The sequence below is a fragment of the Lacticaseibacillus sp. 30 genome, from assembly GCF_053819265.1.
On sequence record NZ_JBSOQX010000016.1, the window covers coordinates 45,776 to 66,848 of the forward strand.

General features: G+C 48.2%; 21 protein-coding genes and 1 pseudogene. 6 read left to right on the forward strand and 16 right to left on the reverse strand.

All coding sequences use genetic code 11. From position 1 onward, the window contains the following. Positions 1 to 228: 228 nt before the first annotated feature. On the reverse strand, positions 229 to 2,859 hold the full coding sequence (gene mgtA / locus ACWPAB_RS10845; protein ID WP_016381400.1) for a magnesium-translocating P-type ATPase: 2,631 nt from the start codon (positions 2,857 to 2,859) through the stop codon (positions 229 to 231). Between the two features lie 262 nt (positions 2,860 to 3,121). On the opposite strand from mgtA, the gene ACWPAB_RS10850 reads away from it, so the two are divergent. Both ACWPAB_RS10850 and ACWPAB_RS10855 read left to right on the forward strand, forming a co-directional pair. Continuing rightward, positions 3,122 to 4,585 carry an amidase gene (locus ACWPAB_RS10850; RefSeq protein WP_003585484.1) on the forward strand — a complete coding sequence of 488 codons (1,464 nt, stop codon included), beginning with the start codon at positions 3,122 to 3,124 and terminating at the stop codon, positions 4,583 to 4,585. Beyond that, entirely contained in the window at positions 4,585 to 4,953 is a 369-nt protein-coding gene (locus ACWPAB_RS10855) for an iron chaperone (protein WP_003567161.1), read from the forward strand. The genes ACWPAB_RS10850 and ACWPAB_RS10855 overlap by 1 nt, the downstream gene beginning before the upstream one ends. Positions 4,954 to 5,041: 88 nt before the next feature. Here the strand turns inward: ACWPAB_RS10855 and ACWPAB_RS10860 are convergent, their stop codons facing one another. From ACWPAB_RS10860 to pplA, 14 genes and pseudogenes are all read right to left on the reverse strand, one after another. Next, positions 5,042 to 5,578 (reverse strand): cob(I)yrinic acid a,c-diamide adenosyltransferase, encoded by a 537-nt coding sequence (locus tag ACWPAB_RS10860; protein ID WP_003580729.1) that lies wholly within the window; start codon positions 5,576 to 5,578, stop codon positions 5,042 to 5,044. Continuing rightward, the gene (locus ACWPAB_RS10865) at positions 5,553 to 6,125 is read right to left on the reverse strand and encodes an ECF transporter S component (protein WP_003580731.1); all 573 of its coding nucleotides are present in this window, start codon (positions 6,123 to 6,125) and stop codon (positions 5,553 to 5,555) included. Before ACWPAB_RS10865 ends, ACWPAB_RS10860 begins: the two co-directional genes overlap by 26 nt. Continuing rightward, positions 6,122 to 6,508, reverse strand: a complete 387-nt coding sequence (locus ACWPAB_RS10870; RefSeq protein ID WP_003567167.1) for a DUF4430 domain-containing protein — start codon at positions 6,506 to 6,508, stop codon at positions 6,122 to 6,124. The genes ACWPAB_RS10865 and ACWPAB_RS10870 overlap by 4 nt, the downstream gene beginning before the upstream one ends. A gap of 21 nt (positions 6,509 to 6,529) precedes the next feature. Further along, the gene (gene nrdJ, locus ACWPAB_RS10875; protein ID WP_003580734.1) at positions 6,530 to 8,776 is read right to left on the reverse strand and encodes a ribonucleoside-triphosphate reductase, adenosylcobalamin-dependent; all 2,247 of its coding nucleotides are present in this window, start codon (positions 8,774 to 8,776) and stop codon (positions 6,530 to 6,532) included. Between the two features lie 191 nt (positions 8,777 to 8,967). Then, the gene (locus ACWPAB_RS10880; protein ID WP_003580735.1) at positions 8,968 to 9,411 is read right to left on the reverse strand and encodes a nucleoside 2-deoxyribosyltransferase; all 444 of its coding nucleotides are present in this window, start codon (positions 9,409 to 9,411) and stop codon (positions 8,968 to 8,970) included. 37 nt (positions 9,412 to 9,448) lie between these two features. Further along, positions 9,449 to 10,294: an alpha/beta fold hydrolase gene (locus ACWPAB_RS10885; RefSeq protein ID WP_016368317.1), complete on the reverse strand. Its 846-nt coding sequence runs from the start codon at positions 10,292 to 10,294 to the stop codon at positions 9,449 to 9,451. Positions 10,295 to 10,303: 9 nt separating this feature from the next. Further along, a complete protein-coding gene (gene nusG / locus ACWPAB_RS10890) occupies positions 10,304 to 10,858 on the reverse strand; it encodes a transcription termination/antitermination protein NusG (protein ID WP_003567176.1) in 555 nt (184 codons plus the stop codon). A gap of 103 nt (positions 10,859 to 10,961) precedes the next feature. Continuing rightward, positions 10,962 to 11,132, reverse strand: coding sequence for a preprotein translocase subunit SecE (gene secE, locus ACWPAB_RS10895; RefSeq protein ID WP_003567177.1), 171 nt, complete (start codon positions 11,130 to 11,132; stop codon positions 10,962 to 10,964). Positions 11,133 to 11,151: 19 nt separating this feature from the next. Further along, on the reverse strand, positions 11,152 to 11,301 hold the full coding sequence (gene rpmG / locus ACWPAB_RS10900; protein ID WP_003571356.1) for a 50S ribosomal protein L33: 150 nt from the start codon (positions 11,299 to 11,301) through the stop codon (positions 11,152 to 11,154). A gap of 126 nt (positions 11,302 to 11,427) precedes the next feature. Then, a pseudogene (locus tag ACWPAB_RS10905) lies at positions 11,428 to 11,632 on the reverse strand (hypothetical protein). 38 nt (positions 11,633 to 11,670) lie between these two features. Further along, entirely contained in the window at positions 11,671 to 12,630 is a 960-nt protein-coding gene (locus ACWPAB_RS10910; RefSeq protein ID WP_003580741.1) for a UbiA family prenyltransferase, read from the reverse strand. Continuing rightward, a complete protein-coding gene (locus ACWPAB_RS10915) occupies positions 12,627 to 13,565 on the reverse strand; it encodes a 1,4-dihydroxy-2-naphthoate polyprenyltransferase (protein ID WP_003580744.1) in 939 nt (312 codons plus the stop codon). Before ACWPAB_RS10915 ends, ACWPAB_RS10910 begins: the two co-directional genes overlap by 4 nt. 11 nt (positions 13,566 to 13,576) lie before the next feature. Next, entirely contained in the window at positions 13,577 to 14,644 is a 1,068-nt protein-coding gene (locus tag ACWPAB_RS10920; protein WP_003580746.1) for an FAD:protein FMN transferase, read from the reverse strand. Between the two features lie 176 nt (positions 14,645 to 14,820). Beyond that, on the reverse strand, positions 14,821 to 15,735 hold the full coding sequence (gene pplA, locus ACWPAB_RS10925; protein ID WP_003567187.1) for an extracellular electron transfer flavoprotein PplA: 915 nt from the start codon (positions 15,733 to 15,735) through the stop codon (positions 14,821 to 14,823). A gap of 286 nt (positions 15,736 to 16,021) precedes the next feature. On the opposite strand from pplA, the gene ACWPAB_RS10930 reads away from it, so the two are divergent. The 4 genes from ACWPAB_RS10930 (at position 16,022) to ACWPAB_RS10945 (ending at position 20,074) form a co-directional block, all read left to right on the forward strand. After that, positions 16,022 to 17,920 (forward strand): NAD(P)/FAD-dependent oxidoreductase, encoded by a 1,899-nt coding sequence (locus ACWPAB_RS10930; protein WP_003567189.1) that lies wholly within the window; start codon positions 16,022 to 16,024, stop codon positions 17,918 to 17,920. 174 nt (positions 17,921 to 18,094) lie between these two features. Then, a complete protein-coding gene (locus ACWPAB_RS10935; protein WP_003576171.1) occupies positions 18,095 to 18,538 on the forward strand; it encodes a NusG domain II-containing protein in 444 nt (147 codons plus the stop codon). After that, positions 18,535 to 19,122 (forward strand): Gx transporter family protein, encoded by a 588-nt coding sequence (locus tag ACWPAB_RS10940; RefSeq protein WP_003567195.1) that lies wholly within the window; start codon positions 18,535 to 18,537, stop codon positions 19,120 to 19,122. Before ACWPAB_RS10935 ends, ACWPAB_RS10940 begins: the two co-directional genes overlap by 4 nt. Next, a complete protein-coding gene (locus ACWPAB_RS10945) occupies positions 19,097 to 20,074 on the forward strand; it encodes a polyprenyl synthetase family protein (protein ID WP_003571366.1) in 978 nt (325 codons plus the stop codon). The genes ACWPAB_RS10940 and ACWPAB_RS10945 overlap by 26 nt, the downstream gene beginning before the upstream one ends. A gap of 690 nt (positions 20,075 to 20,764) precedes the next feature. Here the strand turns inward: ACWPAB_RS10945 and ACWPAB_RS10950 are convergent. Then, on the reverse strand, positions 20,765 to 21,007 hold the full coding sequence (locus ACWPAB_RS10950) for a hypothetical protein (protein WP_003580748.1): 243 nt from the start codon (positions 21,005 to 21,007) through the stop codon (positions 20,765 to 20,767). Positions 21,008 to 21,073: the final 66 nt, after the last annotated feature.

Genomic DNA, 21,073 nt, shown 5'->3' on the forward strand with positions numbered 1-21,073 from the left:
ATGCTGAAAACATACTTGAATAGATTATCATTTTACGGGGTAAAACACAAGTTAAACTCGTAAAAGCACGTGAACCAGTAGGACTCACATTCCAACGATAACAAACACATTCTTGTTAATGATTCTATTTTGTGCGGTTTGTTTCCGACATTCCGAGCGGTCACATAGCGTCGGGGGCTGGCGACCGCGAAGCTAGAGCTGTAGGCACAGTTTTGAACTCGCGTACGTTCACAGCCATGGCCGTCCACGTTTGAGGTAACCCGCTTTTGCCCATTCGACCATCCCCAGATAGACTAAGACAATGATGACGGCGCCTGGCCAGTAAGCTGCTGGGAGGATGCCGAAGTCGAAGGCTTTGTGGAGCGGGGAAAGAATCAGGAAGAGGCCGACTAATAGCGCCATCATAGTGGAGAGAATCACGATAGCTGAAGCTGGGGCGCGCCAGAATGGTACTTTACGGGTACGCAGGACATGAATGACCAATGATTGTGTGCAGAGTCCAACCACAAACCAACCTGCCTGAAACATGTGTTCTGCAGGTAAACTCGCGGCATGTGCGCCAACGCCCAGTCCGAACCATAAGAACAGGAAGGTGGTAATATCGAAAATCGAGCTTAGTGGTCCAAACGTCAGGGCATAGCGCAGTAGACCATCGGCCCGCCATGGTGTCGGCTTCGCGAGCGTGTCATCATCGACATTGTCCCAAGGAATGGTCATTTGCGAGGTGTCATAAATCAGGTTTTGAAGCAACAGTTGGATGGACAACATAGGCAAAAATGGCAAGAAAATGCTGGCAATAAGTACGGAAAACGCGTTCCCAAAGTTAGAGGCGATCGTCATTTTAATGTACTTCATGGCATTAGCATAAACGCGACGACCCTCAACAATACCGTCTTCCAACACCAGCAGACTCTTTTCAAGCAAAATAATGCCACTGACATCCTTGGTAATATCCGCCGCGGTATCGACGCTGATACCGACATCGGCTTCACGCAAAGCGGCGGTGTCATTGATGCCGTCACCCATATACCCTACCGTATGCCCAGCCCCTTGAGTTGTTTTGATGATGCGGGCTTTCTGCATCGGACTCAGTTTCACGAAAAGATCAGTAGTTTCAACAGCTTCGAGCAAATCATTATCGGTCATGGCGTCCACTTCATTGCCGCTGATCACTGCTTGCTCAGGAATTCCGACTTCTTCGGCTACGTGTTGGGTGATGATCGCATTGTCACCTGTCAGCACTTTCACACGAACGCCATGAGCATGCAGCAAGCTGACCGCTTCTTTGGCGTCTGGCTTGGCGGGATCGAGAAAGCCCAAAAAGCCTGCCATGACCATATGTTGCTCATCATCAGTCGTGTAAATGCGTTGTTCATGGACATCCGTGCGATAGGCAACCACAATCATGCGCATGCCTTGCCCACTCATCATGGCATTGGTTTGCTCAAGCTGACGTTTGCGTTCGTCAGTCAACGGTAGGATCTCACCATGAAGCTGAACCTGATCACAGACCGCCAACATTTCTTCAAAGGCACCTTTTGTGATCATCCATTGGTGGTCGTGATTGGCTACCACCACTGTCAGTCGCCGGCGTTCAAAATCAAACGGAATTTCATCAATTTTTTCTAATCCCGCTGGCAAGTCCACAATTTCGTCGTGATGTTCTTTCACATAATCAACCACGGCTGTATCCATGAGATTGTGCCAACCGGTTTGATAATTAGCATTCATATAAGCCAACCGCAGCACTGCTGGATCGGTTTTGCCGGTGGCATCCACATACCGCATCACCACAACCCGGTCCTCAGTGATCGTGCCAGTTTTATCGGTAAAAAGCGTATCAATGGCGCCCAAATTTTGAATGGCATGTAGTCGTTTAACGATTACTTTCCGCTTCGACATCGCCAAGGCGCCTTTTGCTAAGTTGCTGTTGACAATCATTGGTAACATTTCCGGCGTGAGTCCAACGGCCACTGCTATTGCGAAGTAGAAAGCTTGTGACCAATCCTGCTTCGTCACGCCATTGATGACAAATACGACTGGTACGAGCACGAGCATCATCCCGATCAACAACCGACTGATGGCTCGCATACCGCGCTCAAAACTGGTCGGATCCGTTTTGCCGCTAATCTGACTGGCCATATCACCAAAGTACGTCGCATCCCCAGTCTTCAAAATAACCGCAGTCCCAGAACCGGAAATAACGTCTGTGCCCATAAAAACTAAATTAGGATAGTCAAAGACACTAATATCAGCATCCTGTTCGTAGACTTCAGCGCGCTTTTCCACTGGCATCGCTTCGCCGGTGAACGAAGACTGGTTAATAAATAGATCGTGGGTGGCCACTAAATAGGCATCGGCCGGGATCATATCCCCAGTGGCAAGCTGAACGACATCCCCTGGCACGACGTCATCCATCGGCCGTTCCTGCGTCTGACCATCACGCGTCACCGCTGTTGTGTTCGCAATCAAGGCAGCCAAGGCATGGCTAGCTTTTTGCGAGCGGTATTCTTGCCAAAAATGAATCGTCACCGACAGCACAATCATCAGACTCATCATCATCGCGCCATCATAGTCAGCTGTCGCAGTCGATACTGCCACCAAAAAGACCAACACCCAGACAAACGGTTCATTAAAAGCCGAAAGTAAAATCAAATACCATGGGCGCGGATGTTGGGTCACAACAGTATTCGCGCCGACTGATTCCAAGCGTTCCGCAGCTTCGGTACTGCTCAAACCACCTGGATTGGTTTTCAATGCTTGGTAGACTGCTTGATCGCTCATTTGACTGTAGCGCGTCAATGCTGCCGTTTTTTCTTGGGTCGAGGCGCCATGCCCCGACATCGTCTTCTTTAGCATGCTTATTCTCCTATAAGATACGCTGGCAGGCCAAGAAACCGCCACCATGAGGACAATAGAAAAATGAGCTTGATACACCCATTCTTTCCGTGATCATGTATGATGAGGTTGTTGAACGTGCTAGCATATGCGCTTAAGTATCCCCCAAACGTGTAGGCGTGCGGGCAATTAACTTTAACAAAAGGTTACCGTGAATGTAAGATAGTTGTCAAAGATAACCATAGTAAGGAAAGCCTAAAAATTTTTAAAGGGGAGGTTCATGATGCAAAAATCTGCACTTGATCAAGCCGCTGCTATTCGCGCCGGGGTGCTGTCTCCAGCAGAATTGATTGATAGTACTCGTGAGAAAATGACGGCATTAAACCCAGCGCTCAATGCCATTACCTGGACCCGTTTTGAAGCAGCCAAGCGGGACGCCAATCAACTGGAAGATCACGGTCAACCTTTTTTCGGCGTGCCGTTGATCCTGAAAGGCTTGGGTCAAGACTTTGCTGGCGCTCCAGCAACTTTTGGCAGTCGCTTCTTCGCCAAAGCCAAGTCCGAACACACCAATAACTTTGTTAAGGCCTTGCAACGGCTAGGCTTCATCATCGTTGGTCAAAGTAATGTACCAGAATTTGGTTTTAAAAACATCACAGATGCAGAACTTTATGGCCCCGCCCGTAATCCGTGGAACCGCGACTATTCGCCAGGTGGCTCTTCCGGTGGCGCAGCAGCAGTTGTGGCTTCAGGTATTAGTCCGCTGGCAACCGGTTCTGATGGTGGCGGTTCGATCCGCATTCCCGCTTCTTTTTCCGGCTTGATCGGTTTGAAGCCAACCCGTGGCCGCGTGCCAACCGGACCTGGTGAGTGGCGTGGCTGGCAAGGAGCATCCATCAACTTCGCCTTGACGAAAACCATGGTCGATACAGCGGCGCTACTTCGTGGGCTTGCCACAACCCAGCTAGCTGCTCCGTTCATCGCGCCCCCATTACGCTTAGATCTTGTTGGCGATGCACGACCACTGAAGATTGCTTACACCACAACATCGCCTGTTGGCACCCCTGTCAGTGACACCGCTGTTAAAGCCGTCAAAACCGCGGCGGATGCGTTGCGAGCAGCCGGACACCAAGTCGTTGCGGCTGCCCCTGATGTTGACGGTACTGCTTTAATGAAGGCGTACTACATGATGAACGGCGGCGAAACTGCGGCCATGTTTCAGGCATTTGCCGCCCAAACTGGCAAGCAGCCCACCGCTGCCGACATGGAGTTGATAACTTGGGTGATCTATCAGGCCGGCTTGCACACCTCTGCAGCCGACTACAGTCTTTCACTTGGTGCTTGGGATCGCGCAGCAGAAGCATACAGCCATTTTCATGAGAGCTACGACTTGCTGCTGAGTCCAACAACAGCCAAAACAGCGCCCCGCATCGATGCCGTTTTACAATCGCCGGCCATCGTTGCTAAAATGCAACACGCCGCTGAGCTGGCACCGCAGGAACAACAAGAGCTGATTTGGGATCTTTTTGAACCCAGTCTTGAATATTCGCCATTCACGCAGCAAGCCAATCTAACCGGTGCGCCCGCAATCAGCTTGCCGACCGCCATCTCACCTGAAGGCTTACCACTGGGCATCCAATTCACCGCCGCCAAAGGCCGTGAAGATCAGCTCCTGCGCATCGGCTATTGGTTTGAACAACAAGGCTTGTTGAAAATGTTACCTGCATCGCTAAAGGAGAAGATCTAATGGGCTCACTTGCTGAATGGTACCAACGCATTCCCACGCCTGATGATTTAACCCGAGTCGAATCACTTTTTGCTAACATTCAGGCACAATTCCCGCAACTCAAGCTCGAATTCAAGTGGAATCAGCCCATGTTCACTGACCATGGTACGTTTATTATGGGCTTTAATCCGTCCAAAAAGCACCTTGCTGTAGCCATCGAGCCACAAACCATGACGCGTTTCATCCCGCAAATCGACAAAGCCGGTTACGACCATAGCCAAATCATTCGCTTCCCATGGCACAAGCCACTAGACGAGCAGTTGATCCACGACCTCATCGCCTACACGATTGACCAAAAGAAAGATGCGACTACTTTCTGGCAGCGATAAACGTGGCATTTTTCGGAAAACAAAAAGCCTTGAATCCGATAGTATCTAACGTTTGCTATCCTCGAATCAAGGCTTTTTATTTTGCACCTCACTTGCTTTTTACCTCATCCACTCCGGCTCTATAGTTCACGTACCGCGCCAGTGCGAACAGATAGTCAGACAAGCGATTGCTGTATTGTAAGATCACGGAATCAAGCGGTTGACTCTCAGCATCCAACTGATCCAATGATCGCTCGGCGCGGCGGGCTACTGCTCGACCATATTGTAAGGCTGCCGCCAGCGGATGGCCGCCAGGTAGCACAAAGGCTGTGATTTTCGGAACCGCCGCCATCATTTTATCGATCGCCGTTTCCAATCCCTGTACGTGATCTGCGGTAATCGTTTGATGCTGCGGCACCGCAACATCTGCCAATAATTCGTACAACTCGCGCTGCCGAGCTTCGAGGTCCTCAGCCAACCAATCAAAGTCTGGCGTGGCTTTAGCCTGCGAGGCAACATAGCCTAGCCATGAATCAAGCTCGTCTAAATCACCTAATGCGACAATCTGCGGAGAAAACTTCGGTACCTTTTTCCCGTTAATCTGTTTAGTGGCACCATGGTCACCGACTTTTGTGTAAAGTTTCAAAATGTGCGCCTCCTCGATCAAAATGTTGCAAGCCCTGCCGTAAAATGGCGAGTACGATCGGGTAAAAAACTAGATTACCGATGGCATGATACGTGTCAAACGGTAACCCACTCACATAGTACGCCCAAAAGCCGAGACCATTCAAACTGCCAATCACCGCCATGCCTAAACTGACAATGAAGCCGTATAGATACCCTAGCAAGCCGGCAAGACCGATTTGCAGCCAAATTCGGCGGCGAATAACTGGCAAAATGGTTACCATAACAATCACAATCACCATGCAGCACGCATAAGCAACAATCTGCGGCAGTGTCCAGAGTCCAAAGCCAAGAAATAAATTGGACACGATCAAGGTGCTCATGGTCAAACTGAAGCCCCAGCGAAAGCCGAGCAACAGCGTGACAATCATTAAAATATCAGTGACAGGCTGCACATTCGGAATAGGGACTTTAACAATCCGCAAAACCGTACATAAAGCGGTCAATAGACCAAGCAAAGCCACCGCCCGAACAGGCGATGGCTTTGTTGCTGATGGCTGCGGCTTCATTTGGTGACACTCAGGTCAAACACCACTTTATCGTGATTCTTGACCGGTTGTTCTGTCGCTCCTTTTTGGGCCATCTTGCCATTAATCGTGTAGAGCCAGTAAGTCTTTTTGGCAACATTTTGCTTTTTGCCAGCAATTTCGGTAATAAAACCTTTAGAAGCCTTCACTGTCCAGCCTTTTTTCAAGCCAGTCATGACAACCGACTTTTTAGGCTGATCAATCGTTTTCTTGGCAAAAGCCTTGCCATTTTGTTTCAACTGATAAGTCACTACAATCTGGTTAGACTTGCTGCTGCTTTTGGCCGCATTTCCAGAACTGCTGCACCCAGCCAGCACAAACATCGCAACGAAAAATACGACTAATGAACGTAAAACTTTTTTCAAAATAAACTCCTCCACACTTTTTTATTTAATTGGGCAAGCGCCACTGGCACAATCGGTTTGATCAACGAGCTCAAGGTCCTTTTGATCATGATCCGCGTTTTGAACCGCAAAGACAGCTGCAACGGAACCATGAATTGCGGCACACTTTTGCTTGTAAGTTTTGACATCAATGGGTTCCTTAGGTGCCTGTTTGAAACCAGCACCTACGTAGGGCAACATCGACGTCGACTTAATGACATGGCGATACTGGGAAAGCAAACCAGCAATTTGATCGGCTTCTTTTGGTTGGAAGGTGACCGTGCAACTGACCGCGTTGTCAGACCAGTACGTCTGCAAAAATGCTTGCGTGGCAATCTGTTCAGCAATTGACACCGTTCCGGCTGAGGCAAAGGCAGGATCATCAGCGTGAGCGGCGCGAATTGGGAATTCAACCACCATCGTGCCTTTCGTGTAAACATCTGGTTCAATGTGATAACCGCATGCCTGCAGAGCTGGTAACAACGGATCGTTGCCTTGGAACCGAATGCGCTGAATCAGATAACCAGCATAATGGAAATGCATCCCTTCTGAAACGCCGGCAAGTTTCGCCACCGTCCCTGAAGGTTTAACCGTTGTATGTTTTCGCGACGGTTCGCAGCCCAAAGCATCTGAGTAAGCCTGATCGGCATCGACCACAGTGTGATACAAACCATCAACGGCTTGTTTAATTTCCGGATCGTAAATCGGTTTCTGGACCATTTTGCCAGTTTGCGGATCAACGACTGACTCAAACCCGCTCACAACCCGCCGGCCAAAGTCATTCAGGAACCAGTCTTGAATACCAGACATGGAAACACCGATACGCCGATTCTTCTTGATGATATCACGCGAAACCTGCCAGTCATAATGACTAAAGGTCACCCGCTTGGCGAATCGTGCTGCCAATGTGAAGGCCTGTTTCAGCTTCCATCCTTGCTCAACTGCAACAACTGGAAAGACTTCAAACAGATTGCAAGGTTCTCCATTGGCCAAGGAAATCTCACCACAAGGGTTGGTACCCTCAACATCGGGATCATTTTCCGCATTTTCGCCATCAGCAATCCGACCAAACCGCCGTGACAGTTCAAGATTCACAATCCCGGGTTCGCCATTTTTGGCAATGGCGTGGGCAATCGGCGAGTAAGCATCGAATTGTGTATTGATCGCAACACTATTGTTCGACGCCCAACGATGATGATAAAGCTGCTTTTGATCCTGCTTCATCGTGATAAAATCGTCATCGTCTGCTGAGCCGAGTGACATTTCAGCGGAGCGCCGAACATTGCCAGCAACGACTGTTTTACCGATCAAATTACCAATATCAGTCGCATCCACCGCCGTCAAGTGTTGGCCAACGCGAGCATTGAGCAACTTGTTGATATCCAATAACATCTCAATCAATGGCATCGGTCCAGAGGCAGTACCGCCAAAACCGTGAATTCGTGCACCCTTTGGCCGAATGTTGGTGATATCTAAAACCAGTTTTGTCTGACCGCTTGGATTAGTCGCGGCAAAATGATGGTCGATCACTTTCGCGTTGGCTAACACCCAACCTTCTCGCGTATCTGGCAAGGCACAATGATCAGCCTGTTCACCGGCATGTGCTTTTTCCCACTCGTCACGGTCAACCGCACCCATTTTCAAAGAATCAGCATAACTCGCGCTATTGCGGCCAATCACAACCGTCAACTCAAGCTTGGTCGCAACAGGTGGCAGCTTTGCAATATTATCCTTTGTCACCGAAAACCCAACGCCGCCGCCCTTCATCAGTTCATCAAACATGAAGGAGTATGGCATCGACACAGCCGGCTGCGAGGCGGGATAATCTTCAGGCACAATGTGTGATTGGCCATAAGGTTGCGGGCGAATGGCGATGAACCAGCAATTGTTCAAGGCATCGCCATTGCGCTTTTGATAATCTGTTCCGGAAATCCACAAATTACGGCCTGAAGGTGTGCCCGCCAAACCATAAATCAGTTTAAAAAGATTCCGTGCTTCTTTTTGCAATGTTTCAACGACCTTGGGATCAGGATTCGCTGTATGTAGGCGCGGATCAAGGTTAATGTTACCTTCAACCACGCGCTTGACGGTTTCGTCCCAGTTTTCAGTGCGTTGAGCATCTGGCAGCCACCGAGCATAAGTACGTTTATAAGTGACCCAGCCAAGTTCACCCCAATGTGGTTTTATTTCTTTTTTAACCTCGGCAATAAAAGCTGGTGCCAAGGTGATTGGTTTCGTCATAACTTGCATATCCGTACCTCCCGTATACAAGATATGGTATATCCTCATGAAGCTTATATCAAGATATAGATTTAACAATAACAACTGGTTAGATGACGGTAACTGGTGGCCGACAGTGCGTTCGCCTTTTCCAGAAAATTCTGAGCAAATTAAAAAATCGTCAGAGCAAAAACGTCTCCGACGATTCCTATGTGTTCAAGTTAGAAAACCGGACCAACATATGGTCGAACCAGCACATGTGCTAAATCTAGCGTTTTGAGCTCGGCAATTTCTTGAACGAAACAAGTGATCGAGCCAGCTAACATCAGGTTCATTGGCATCTTGCCAACTTGAACGGCAACGATCGGCATATGATGCGCATAGGCGTACCCGATTTCAAAAGCCGTGCCAGGATCAGGTGTATCGCCAACATAATCTAGAATAGCCACCATGGTTGTCGCCTGATGCAAGCCTTGAATGTCTTCACCAAAGACCTGACGCTGCCAGCCTGGTGAGTTTTCTTCCAATTTAGCTTTATTAGTATCATCGCGGGGTGAGAAAACACCGGTCACCGACTTGTTGACCTGCAATGCTGCCAAGACTTGATCAAGTCGCTTTGTTTGAGCCGCATCAAAAAATGGTGCGGCGACATAGATTTGTGCCATTTAGTTTCCTCCCACTTTTGTGACGTGCCCAGCAGCACTAAAAATCACGCTGCCGCTGCCATAAATATTCAACAATGTCGTGATCGACAAGCCGATTTTCATGCAACAGGCTGTGTGCAGCCCGCGGGCCGCGGATCACGACCTCGGTGTAATCTTTGATGCGGTCTTTGACCAAATAGCGAATTGCAAAACTGCTGTTGATCGCCACTTCACCATCATGGCGGCCGCCAATTAGTAAATCGCCAGCGATATTCAGCCACCGCAGATTTGCCGGTAAATTACCAATTGTCTTTTGAAACTGTTGATAAATCGGTGCAGCATGTTCCGGCCCGGTGCGGGTCAACCGCCAATTTAAGATTGGTGATCGTTGCGCCACCTCTAAATCATTCATCGGCGCAGCAATCGTGACTAGATTGGCGACAGGCACTGTCGGCTTGCTCAAAAGATATAGGACAGCTGTGACACCACCCATCGAATGGCCGACAATGTTCACCTCTGCAAACGCCTGTTGCGTTTGCAACGCTGTGATCACCTTTTCCAAGCCATGCAACTGAGCTGCTGGACGCACCGCCTTATCTGTGAACAACACTTGGACTGCTGCATGATGATTTAGGTTAAGCTGCCCACGCAAATGCACCTTGCCATCTGGCGCAACAATCGCTACAACATCTTTGCTGAGTCCATAACAGCGCTGGAGCCGCCAGAGCATATGCCCAAACGAATAGCGTGTGCCAAGGTGCCCAGGAATAAACAAAGTAGGTACCGGATCCATCACCAGCGGAACCGGTTGATACCCCGGCCGTGCCAGCAACAAATAATCTGCCAGACCGCCTACAACCACGACAAGACCAATGGCCGCAACGATCCAGAACCAGCCGCTCATGAGCTAAGCCTACAGCTTGTCGACTTGATCGAAATCCAGTTCCGCGGTAACTTCGCGGTCGAACATTTCGGTGACAACTTTCAACTTCATCTTTTCCTTATCAACTGCCGTGACTTTACCGTGCATACCGGTGAAGGCACCATCAATAATCGTCACTGGTTCGCCAACATCGAATTCAACGTCATTGTGACGGGTACTCATACCCATAGAATGCAAAACATTGGCAACTTCTTCAGGCAATAGTGGTGCAGGCTTAGAGCCAGCGCCGTGAGAACCGACAAAGCCGGTCACACCCGGTGTGTTACGAACAACGAACCATGATTGATCAGTCATCACCATTTCAACCAACACGTAACCAGGGAAGGTCTTTTTCATTTCGATCTTCTCTTTACCATTCTTTTGTTCATGTTCTTCTTCTTCAGGCACAACCACACGGAAAATATAATCGTCCATGTTCATACTGCTCGTCCGCTGTTCAAGGTTGGTCTTCACCTTATTCTCGTAACCGGAATAAGTATGCAACACGTACCAGCGTTTTTCTGCCGATGTAACTGTTTCAGCCATAATGCGTCTCCTTTAAGTGTTTTGAGTCAAAATAAAAAACCGTCATCGAAGGCGGTTTTTGCACTGACAAGAGTATACCAAAAAATTGGCGGTTTGTCAGGCATCAGTATAGGAAGGCCTGAAAGATCATGTTAATGACCCAATCAACTGCCGCAAAATAAATGGCAAAGATAATGGAAGTCATGATGACGGTGAAGGTATCACGCCGCGTTTGCCGAGCAGTCGGCCAAGTGACGGCTTTCATTTCTGCGAAAACACTTTTGATAAATTTCATCATTCTGCTCCTTCCATGTTTACTTTGTCTCTTGATGGACCGTTACCCGGCCACAGTGTTTACAAAATTTTTTTAAGGTTAATCGTTCTGTTCGTTTTGGGTTTTCGGGAACAAAATAATTCCGTTGCCCACAAACCGAGCAAGCAAGTGCTACTTTCTTAGCTGTCATCATGTTCCCTCCAGTCACGTCCAATATCTTACCAAGATTATGGGGAGATGGCAAGCAGTGAGGGTGAGCCATAATTTCTTCGTAGAACTTGGGCTTCATTCAATCCCGAATAATCGTAGGAAGATCCTAGGCGAAAAGTTTTCTTGCCGTGCCAAACTCCGCAATCTTCGGCCAGCTGGGGTGGCGACGCGTAGCTAGAGCGGAGACAGCGCTTCGAGCCCACAAAGCCCGCGGTCTCGACGTCGCCTAACAACATCAGCTCCAAAGCCCGGTCGCTGTGTTGTTTGCACGGCTGAGCCCCATCTGGCCTACGATTGCTTCGCCTTGGCACTACGGTCTTTAAAATCGCAATCAATAATCCACGAGAAGTCAAAAAAGAATACCCAACCACAGCGTCAGCAACAACGTACCACCAACAGTTAATAATGATTGAATCGTGAAAATAAAGGTTTTATCTTTACTTGGTTTGCTTGTGTAACGGCGAGTATTGTTGCGTACTAGCGGCCAAGTTGCTAGCACTAGCAGGCTCCAAAATGGTAACGCGCGGGTTAGGACACCTAGAATCAGCGCAGCGAAAGTGATGAACGGGATGAGGCGGTACCATTGCAAGGCGCGTTTGCGGCCTAGGAAGTATGGCAAGGTGAAGCGCTGATTTTTGATATCTTGATCCATGTCGGCAATGTTGTCAGCAAACATCACGGCGGCATTTAGAATGATAACTGGCAAAGCCGCGAGTAAAAGTTGCAGGAGCCAGCCTAGATCAAATGAAAAGGTGAAGGTGCGCCGTCCCAACATCAAATTAAGCGGACTTGGGGCGGGCATGTTGATCAGCACAGCAATGATGAAAGTACCATAACCTTCCACAAAACCGGCTAACAGCTCACCCAGGGGCAGGCGGGACAAAGGAACCGGGCCAAATGTATACAGAATAGCCACACCAACACCAATCGCGCCGATCACGAGCAGACTAAGGTTGGTGCGCATGACCAAAATGATGCCTAATATCACACTCACCAGCAAAATCACGATGGTCAAGGCGAGCATCCCCCACGGTGACAGGTGCTCACGGCCAATAATATTTTGCCGTTGCTGATAGCTTTGATCTTTGGCTTTAAAATAATCCTGAACATTGTTAAAACCAGTCACAAACAAGGCAATCGCTAACTGCGCAAGCCCATAGATCAGGCTGTTGACCCATGAAAATTGCTGAAATGCCCAGCCTGCATAGCTAATGCCCAGCACAAATGGCAACATGCTAGCCGCCTTAGCGGGTAATCGAATAAATTCCAGAAAAAGTGGCCAAGTTAACCGATGATATGGTTCGCTCATAGGATCGCCCCCATTCCCAAGCCCAAGACCAGTAAACCATTTTCAATAACGAGATTGATGACCGCAGTATGAAAAGTACGCTGTTTGCTGGGGTCACGAATGAATCGGTGGACATTTTTGATCACAAGCGGCCAAGCAAGTTCTATCACCAACGTCCAAGCTGGCAATGCGCCAAAAATGACGCCAAAAATAATGGCTAAAAACCCAACATACGCCAGCAGCGCATACACGCGTGGCGACCACCAGCTACCCAAATACATCGGCAAAGTGTGCCGGTGATTACGCTGGTCCTCATCAAGATCCGACATGTTATTGGCTAACATAATATTAGCAATGGTTGCCATAGGCGTCACGCAAGCCAGCCCTAATGCAATGATGGCAATAAAGTCCCCGCGCAAGACAACATTCGGCCACCCAAGATCCAGTGCCAGCAATCGACCCGGTGCAATATTGACATACGTGGCAATCACTGGAATGCCCAGTCCCATAACGATACCAGAGAAGATTTCACCAAGCGGTAGCCGTGACAACGGTAACGGTCCCCATGTATACAAAATGCCAATGGCAAAACAGGCCATGCCCATCAATAATAGTAGCCAATCTGTCCGCCAAACCAGCACCAAGCCGATCAATGAGGCGACAATCAGCATACCGATAATCATTTTTTCTACCAGCTTGGGCGCTAAATTTGCCCGACCAATGATATTGGTGGTTGTTTGATAATGTGTATCTTTAGCCTTACGATAATCCATCAAATTGTTAAGTGCAGTGGTCATCATGTCAAAAAGCAGCATCGCCATAAAAAACAGGATCGTATTCACGGCATTAAAAGTGTGAAAATACGTCACCGCAAATAAAGTGCCAATCGCAAACGGCAAGATACTCGCAAGTTTCGTGCGAATTTCAACGAGCTCAAAAAATACCGACAACGGCATAAACTACCCCCTTATTTTTTTAACGTCGCAAGTGTATAGCCTGAATCCTTCAAAAGCTTAAACTTGTCCTTCAACCCTGAGCTGACATAAACCTTTTTATCTTTCGTAATAAAAATAGCATCGGCATACTTCAGCTTTTCAATATAGGCCATCCCACCAGCTAAGCCCTTGTCAAATGTTGCGGTTGACAAGGCATCGCCATCGACACTCTTTTTGGTCACAATGGAAACGCCCATTAAGTTATTGTCGAACGGATAGCCGGTTTTAGGATTCATCAAATGCATATAGATTTTCCCATCGACCTTGAGATACCGTTCATAAATACCAGAGGTCACGACCGTCATGTTGCTAGCTGGCAGTGTGCCGATAGCTGTCCCGCGCGGCTTCTTCGGATCTTGAATGCCGACGTTCCAATCTTTTTTCACATTCTTTGGGCTCTTGCCCATCACATAAATATTACCGCCCAAGTCGATGATCGCGGTGGTCACTTTCTTGGCCTTGAGGGTTTTAACAACTTCATCCGTAATAAACCCTTTTGCAATCCCGCCGAGATCAATCGCCATGCCCTTTTTCTTGAGATAAACGGTTTGCTTCTTGGCATTCAAAACCACATCCGGATAATGCACCAAAGGCAGACGCTCATCAATTTCACTTTGTGCTGGCTTTCGAGCATCCGCAAAGCCTATGTGCCAGAGACTGGTAATCGGACCGATTGCCAAATCAAAAGCACCCTCGGAATTTTCGCTGTAATGTTTGGCAGCAGCGATGACACGATAAACACTGGGGGTCACGTGCACAGGTTTGATGCCAGCATTTTTGTTAACCGCATCCACCTCTGACCCTTTTTGATTGACCGTCAACTCATCAGCCAATTGTTGGACGCGGGCAAACGCCGCATCCAAAGCACCTTGCTTGTCCTTGTCATAGATTTTCACCGTCACCACGGTTCCCATTAGAAACTGGGTATCCGAATACGGATCGCCTTCGACTAACGTGCGCTTTGCTGCCGTTTTGCCGGCACAGGCCGTTGCGACTAATGCCAGTAACATCAGCAGAACGACTACAAATCGTTTCTTCATCATTTTCCTCCAAACGTCCGCAGACTTTGAAACCTGCTCACGCTCTGTCATTATATAGGGACTTTGCGGCATAAGAAAAGAACCTGTTCAAAAAAGTTCTGAACAAGTTCTTACTTGGTTGAGCAATCGTACTAGACCGATTGCATCACCGAACGTCACAAAAGTGTGACATCACATTAGTTGTTATAAACAATATTGTCGACTTCAATCTTGTTAGTGTTGCCATTTTGAGCAGCATTGACAAGTTGGTCAGCATACAAGATGAAGGTATCGGAACTGTGGGTCGCACCGGAAACAACATCAACCTTGGCTGGTGACTGTTTAGCAACCAGTGACTTATTCAGTTCAGGAATGTATTCCTTAGGGCCGACTTTGTTGACCTTCTTCATATTTGCTTCGTACTTCGTATCAAGCGTCTTGGACTTTCCATCTTTGTTGATGTTGTCGTAGTTGCTCTCTGTGATCTTGCCATCCTTAACTGTGATGGAGAAGGTGACACGATAACCGTTGAAGTAGTTCTTTTCTTCAAGTGTGTAGGTCCCGTCCTGCATCTTGCCGGTGTTGTTAACTTCGATTGTCTTTGTATCGCCAGCTTGTGCAGCTTGGATCAATTGCTGTGCATAGTTCTTAAAGGTCATACTGGAATCAGTCGCACCAGAGATAACATCAATAGCGCCAACGTTGGTTCCATTCTTTTGGAAGGACTTGTTCAATTCTGGGATGTATTCCTTCGGGCCAACTTTAACCTTAGCCTTCATTGCCTTTTCATAAGCGGCATCCTTTGTCTTGGACTTGCCGTCTTTGTCGACGTAATCATATTTAGTAGAAGTAATCTTGCCATCTTTAACGGTCATCGCCATTTGTACTTTATAGCCATGATCATAGCCGGTTTCATCCAACTTATAGGTGCCATCTTTCAGTGCACCGCCAGCAACCTGTTTCTGTGATGATGATTTCTTAACCACTTTGCTGCTAGATGCTTTACTGCTTGTTGAATTTTTACTGCTGGAACTACTGCTGCCACATGCACTTAAAACTAAAGCAGACAGTGCAACAACGGCTGTCCCCGTCACAACTTTACTTAACTTCATGACATTTACCCCTTTTGCAGTTAGTTACTGCGATATTGTGTTTTCAATCACATAATTAGTTTAGCTAGTCACTTAGAAAAAATCAACTTATTACGGGTATTATAAGCGCTTTCTCATTTTCTAATGTCGCGACGTAGACCGGATTTCTGTGTTTTTTTACACAAAAATGTTCGGATTTAGAAAAAGACGTCCGGAACGTTAGACATTAAGTAAAATTAAAGGCTATAATGGCTTAGACACATACTTGTGAATAGTATGGTAAAGCAAATGGTAAGGAGTGTTATGCATGGCGAAAACCAATATCGTCGTGGTTGGCGCGGGGTTTGCCGGGGTATATGCGACAAAGCACCTGGCCAAGCACTACAAACGCAATAAAGACGTGACGATCACGCTGATCGATCGCCACTCGTACTTCACCTATGTCACTGAGCTGCATGAAATCGCAGCGGATCGTGTTCCGGAAGATGCGATTCAATATGATTTGCAGCGCCTGTTCAACCGGCGTAAGAACGTCAAGGTTGTGACAGATAACGTGACAGGCATTGATCGTGATAAGAAAGAAGTTGTCACGGAAAATGGCAGCTTCCCTTATGATTACGTGATCTTAGGCATCGGTTCGCAGCCAAATGACTTTGGCACACCGGGCGTTGCCGAACACGGTTTCACTTTGGGTAAGTGGGAAGACGCGATTCGGCTGAAGCGGCACATTGAAGATGTCGTTCGCCGCGGTTCTGAGGAACACGATCCAGCAAAACGCAAGGCATTGTTGTCCATTGTGATTGTTGGTTCCGGTTTTACTGGGACAGAAACAATCGGTGAACTGCGTGACTGGCGCGACACACTGGCAAAACAGTACAAACTTGATCCAAATGAAATCCAATTCAGCTTGATGGAAATGGCTCCGACCATTATGAACATGCTGGATCGCTCAGATGCCGATAAAGCTGAACGTTATATGGAAAAGCGTGGCATCAAGGTCATGAAGAACACTGGCGTTGTCGGTGTTCATGAAGACCATGTTGATTTGAAAGATGGCTCAACTTTCCCAACCTGCACCTTGGTATGGACGGCTGGGGTTAAGGCAACTGACCAAGCGAAGGACTTCGGTTTGAAGCAAGGCCGGGCTGGCCGGATCTTAGTAAAGAACAACATGGAATCCCAAGACGATCCAAGCATTTATGTTGTTGGGGATGTTTCCTTAGTTGATCAAGACGGTACTGGCAAAGGCCAACCGCAAATTGTTCAAGGTGCTGAAGCCACTGCGCTTACTGCTTTGACCAATATTGAAGCTAAGCTTGAAAACAAACAACAAGTTGAATACAAAGCGAACTATTCTGGCTTCATGGTCAGTCTCGGTTCTAAGTATGGCGTCGCTAACATCATGGGGTGGCTCCATCTTTCCGGCTTCTTTGCGATGTTGATGAAGCATTTGGTCAACATGCTCTACTTCATCCAAGTTTATTCCGGTTATTATTTATTCCAGTACTTCATGCACGAATTCTTCCGGACACGTAACGGCCGTAACATGTTCCGCGGCCATCTGTCTCGGCAAGGTAACGTTTTGTGGACACTTCCTGCCCGCCTCACGTTGGGTGCCATGTGGTTGATTGATTGCTGGCCAAAGATTCAAGGCAAGGAATCATGGTTCATTGATAAACTGCGTCTGCCGTTCACGTGGCTGCAGCCAGCCGCAACCAGTGGTGCTTCTGCTGCTGGCGCCGACGCAACCAGTGCAGCAACCGGCGCTGCTGCCGGTGCAGCAAAGGCAACGAAGACTGTCTTCTCACTGTCCTATCAGTATGGAAACGATCCAATGATGGTCTTTGAAAAGATGCCAAACTGGTACTACAGTATCACCAAGGCATTGATTCCAAATCAGCAAGTCGCCTTCTTTATGCAAAAAGCCATGACCATCATGGAAATCTTGATTGGCCTTGCATTGGTTGCCGGCCTGTTCACATGGTTGACCTCTGCAGCGACTATCGCCTTTGTCGGTGTCTTCTGCTTAAGCGGTATGTTCTACTGGGTTAACATCTGGATGATTCCAATGGCGTTCGCCTGCATGAATGGTTCTGGCCGGGCATTTGGGCTTGATAAGTGGGTTGTCCCTTATCTCCAGAAAGTCTTCGGTAAATGGCGTTACGGCACACCGCGATCCTTGTACGGTACCGACACGCTTAAATAACTGTCTACACAAAAGGCTCTGGGTGGACTTACCTAGAGTCTTTTTTCAAGAGCGGGAAGCTGTTGTGACCATCTTTTCCGGCCATAACTGCTCCCCGTCCTTCGTGTTCAGGCGTAGCATAAACTGCATGCCATGAACATGAACTTATCCAGCGGTTTAGATTGGAGCACCAGCATGAAACAGCCCAGCACATTCAAACGTTATCTCAAAATGATTCGGCCTTTCGATTGGATCATCGTTGGCGGTCTGTTCCTTGCGGCCTTCATTCCTTATGTCATCTTTGCGGTACACGAGAATCAGCAGCAACAAGCTGAACCACAACGTGTGCTCACAGCTGTCGTCACGCATGACGGCCATGAGGTTTACCGCAAACGACTGACTGGCCATACCGGCACCAGTCGTTTCACCTACCGCGCTAAAGACGGCGATTGGAACAAAATCGAAGTTAAAGATGCAGGTGTCGCAATCACAGAAGCTAACTGTCAAGATCAGGTCTGTGTCCGGCGCGGACGAATCACCAAGCCTGGGCAAACCATCGTCTGCTTGCCGCATAAACTGCTCATCGAAATTAAAGCGAACAAAGGCGGCGGAAGTACAGGGGGTATGGTGACTGAATGAGCACGTATAAAGCTGACCGTACCCGACAATATATTTATATTGCCCTACTCTGCGCCCAAGGGGTCATTATTGGCCTCCTTGAACGCATGATTCCGTTCCCGTTCGCCTTTGCACCTGGGGCCAAACTAGGCTTAGCAAACCTGATTACCATCATTTCTCTGTTTACGATGTCGATCCCCGACAGTTTTATCCTAATGTGTCTACGTCTCTTGCTCACCACCCTACTTGGCGGCACGCTTTCAACATTCCTTTACAGCGGCGCTGGTGCCGTCTTGTCTTGGTTTGGCATGCTGCTCATCAAACAATTAGGTGAAAAACGCGTCAGCATGATCGGCATCTCGGCAGCCGGCGGCATTTTGCACAATGTTGGCCAGCTTTTAGTGGCATCGTTGATCGCCCAAAGCTGGACTGTCATGCTTTATCTGCCGGTACTTGCTTTTATGGGCATCCTTGCTGGCATCGCAGTCGGCATCGCAGCCAACTTTCTTTTTGAACACATCGATATCTTGCGGCGACTGCGCTACGACCGAACCAAGCGCCGCAAAAAAGGAGCTACACATGAAAATTCATCCCATGTGGCATGAATACCCAACGTTAGCGCCGGAGCTGGCTTCAGCGCTAGCCATGATCGAAAAACAGATCACGACCAACAACACACCGGTCGCCAAGGCAATCATGGAGATGATCAATGGCGGCGGCAAACTGTTGCGTCCCGCTTACTGTCTGCTTTTTTCACGGTTTCAAGACGTTGATCGCGAGAAGATGATCGCCTTGGCAGCGGCCATTGAAACCCTGCACACAGCGACCTTGATTCACGATGACATCATTGACAAATCGCCCACCCGCCGCAATCAGGTCACCATCCAGAAGCAATTCGGACCAGACACAGCGGTCTATGCCGGCGACTACCTTTTCGTTGTCTGCTTCAAGTTACTGTCGCATTATGCGTCAAGCTTACGCAGCATTCAGCAAGACAGCGGCAGCATGGAAAAGATTCTTAAAGGTGAACTGGATCAAATGGCCACTCGCTACCAAACCAAGATTACCATCGACGACTATCTTAAACAGGTTTCCGGTAAAACTGGCCAACTTTTCGCCCTCAGTTGCTTCATCGGTGCCTACGAAAGCGGCAGCAGTCCCACCTTTGCTAAAAACGCTGAAAAAATCGGCATGAACATTGGGATTGCTTTCCAACTACTAGATGACATTCTCGACTACACCAGTGATGACGACACTCTCGGTAAACCAGTGTGCGAAGATGTTCGCAGTGGCGTCTACTCTGCACCATTGATCCTGGCCATGCAACGCAATCGGCAAGCTTTCTTGCCACTGCTAGCAAAAAAAGATCAGATCACCGATGCGGAAATGAATGAACTGCGCCAGCTCGTCATCCACCATCAAGGCGTTGAGCAAGCTTACGCGATGGCCCAGAAACGAACTGAACAGGCCATCGCCGGTTTGCAAAAACTACCAGCAGGCGCTGCGCAGGATGATTTGATTCGCTTGACGCAGAGCTTGTTGAATCGGAAAGCTTAATTGAACTGGCGTGATCGTAGCTGATGGATCGTAATTCCTGTACTGGACTCGTGACTCATTAGAATCCGCGTAATCTAGTAACGGTCTAAACTATAGAATCCTTTGACGTGCCAAACTCCGCAATCTCCGGCCAGATGGGTGGCGACGCGAAGCTAGAGCGGTGACGGCGCTTCGAGCCCAAAGCCCGGTCTCGAAGTCGCCTAACAACATCAGCTCCAAGCCCGGTCGCTGTGTTGTTTGCACGGCTGAGCCCCATCTGGCCTACGATCGCTTCGCCTTGGCACTGACGTCTTTAAAGCTGTCTTAGTAATTTAAATTTATCCATGCAGAAACAAAAAAGGCACAGCCAAAAGTAGTTGCTCTTTGCTAGCAGCATACTTTTGACTGTGCCTTTTTAATTTTGTTGGATGAATGGCTCGCCGTCAGCCATTTTCCCCATACTTAAGATAAAGCCCTTCGCCATTGGTCACTTATCCAAACGGTGGCTGGCAGCGCAATCACATACACGACCAAATCAAATGAGGTAAAGTTCGTGTCATAGAGCGTAAAAAGATAAACGCTCGTTACCCCAAGTAATATTAGTTTGTGCTACCAAAACCATCGAAGGGTTTTTCTTCATGAGTGAACCTCATTTTGACTGTCTGACTCGCTTTGGTTATCTATGAAACCGATAACCATCACCGTTTGACATTATTGATTGTCGCCGTCGTGCTTTTCTCGTTGTGCCATAAAATAGGTGTAAGCAACCTGTAACGCCCAGATAATGGTTAGAAATACAGCCAAGATCACCGTTATGAGAACACTGCCTGATGTCCATGCAATCAATGCAATGGCCAGCACCCCAAAAGGAAACATCCACAAGGTCCGACGAAGCTTGCCACTATAACTCATCGCCCAGTAATTGAAGCCTCGATCCTTATTTTTATTTTCCACTAGTGAACACCCTCTCGCTGAAAAGATCGGTTACAAATAAGAGCTTTTGCTAAAATTGGCTCTCAG

Excerpts from the sequence above, each read along its gene's own strand:
- ACWPAB_RS10850 (WP_003585484.1), top strand. The coding sequence starts at position 3,122 with ATGCAAAAATCTGCACTTGATCAAGCCGCTGCTATTCGCGCCGGGGTG.
- ACWPAB_RS10920 (WP_003580746.1), bottom strand. The coding sequence starts at position 14,644 with ATGAAGAAACGATTTGTAGTCGTTCTGCTGATGTTACTGGCATTAGTC.
- mgtA (WP_016381400.1), bottom strand. The coding sequence starts at position 2,859 with ATGCTAAAGAAGACGATGTCGGGGCATGGCGCCTCGACCCAAGAAAAA.
- rpmG (WP_003571356.1), bottom strand. The coding sequence starts at position 11,301 with ATGACAGCTAAGAAAGTAGCACTTGCTTGCTCGGTTTGTGGGCAACGG.
- ACWPAB_RS10915 (WP_003580744.1), bottom strand. The coding sequence starts at position 13,565 with ATGCCGTTGTCGGTATTTTTTGAGCTCGTTGAAATTCGCACGAAACTT.
- ACWPAB_RS10910 (WP_003580741.1), bottom strand. The coding sequence starts at position 12,630 with ATGAGCGAACCATATCATCGGTTAACTTGGCCACTTTTTCTGGAATTT.
- ACWPAB_RS10940 (WP_003567195.1), top strand. The coding sequence starts at position 18,535 with ATGAGCACGTATAAAGCTGACCGTACCCGACAATATATTTATATTGCC.
- ACWPAB_RS10935 (WP_003576171.1), top strand. The coding sequence starts at position 18,095 with ATGAAACAGCCCAGCACATTCAAACGTTATCTCAAAATGATTCGGCCT.
- nrdJ (WP_003580734.1), bottom strand. The coding sequence starts at position 8,776 with ATGCAAGTTATGACGAAACCAATCACCTTGGCACCAGCTTTTATTGCC.
- secE (WP_003567177.1), bottom strand. The coding sequence starts at position 11,132 with ATGAAATTTATCAAAAGTGTTTTCGCAGAAATGAAAGCCGTCACTTGG.
- nusG (WP_003567176.1), bottom strand. The coding sequence starts at position 10,858 with ATGGCTGAAACAGTTACATCGGCAGAAAAACGCTGGTACGTGTTGCAT.
- ACWPAB_RS10930 (WP_003567189.1), top strand. The coding sequence starts at position 16,022 with ATGGCGAAAACCAATATCGTCGTGGTTGGCGCGGGGTTTGCCGGGGTA.
- ACWPAB_RS10885 (WP_016368317.1), bottom strand. The coding sequence starts at position 10,294 with ATGAGCGGCTGGTTCTGGATCGTTGCGGCCATTGGTCTTGTCGTGGTT.
- ACWPAB_RS10865 (WP_003580731.1), bottom strand. The coding sequence starts at position 6,125 with ATGAAGCCGCAGCCATCAGCAACAAAGCCATCGCCTGTTCGGGCGGTG.
- pplA (WP_003567187.1), bottom strand. The coding sequence starts at position 15,735 with ATGAAGTTAAGTAAAGTTGTGACGGGGACAGCCGTTGTTGCACTGTCT.
- ACWPAB_RS10880 (WP_003580735.1), bottom strand. The coding sequence starts at position 9,411 with ATGGCACAAATCTATGTCGCCGCACCATTTTTTGATGCGGCTCAAACA.
- ACWPAB_RS10855 (WP_003567161.1), top strand. The coding sequence starts at position 4,585 with ATGGGCTCACTTGCTGAATGGTACCAACGCATTCCCACGCCTGATGAT.
- ACWPAB_RS10945 (WP_003571366.1), top strand. The coding sequence starts at position 19,097 with ATGAAAATTCATCCCATGTGGCATGAATACCCAACGTTAGCGCCGGAG.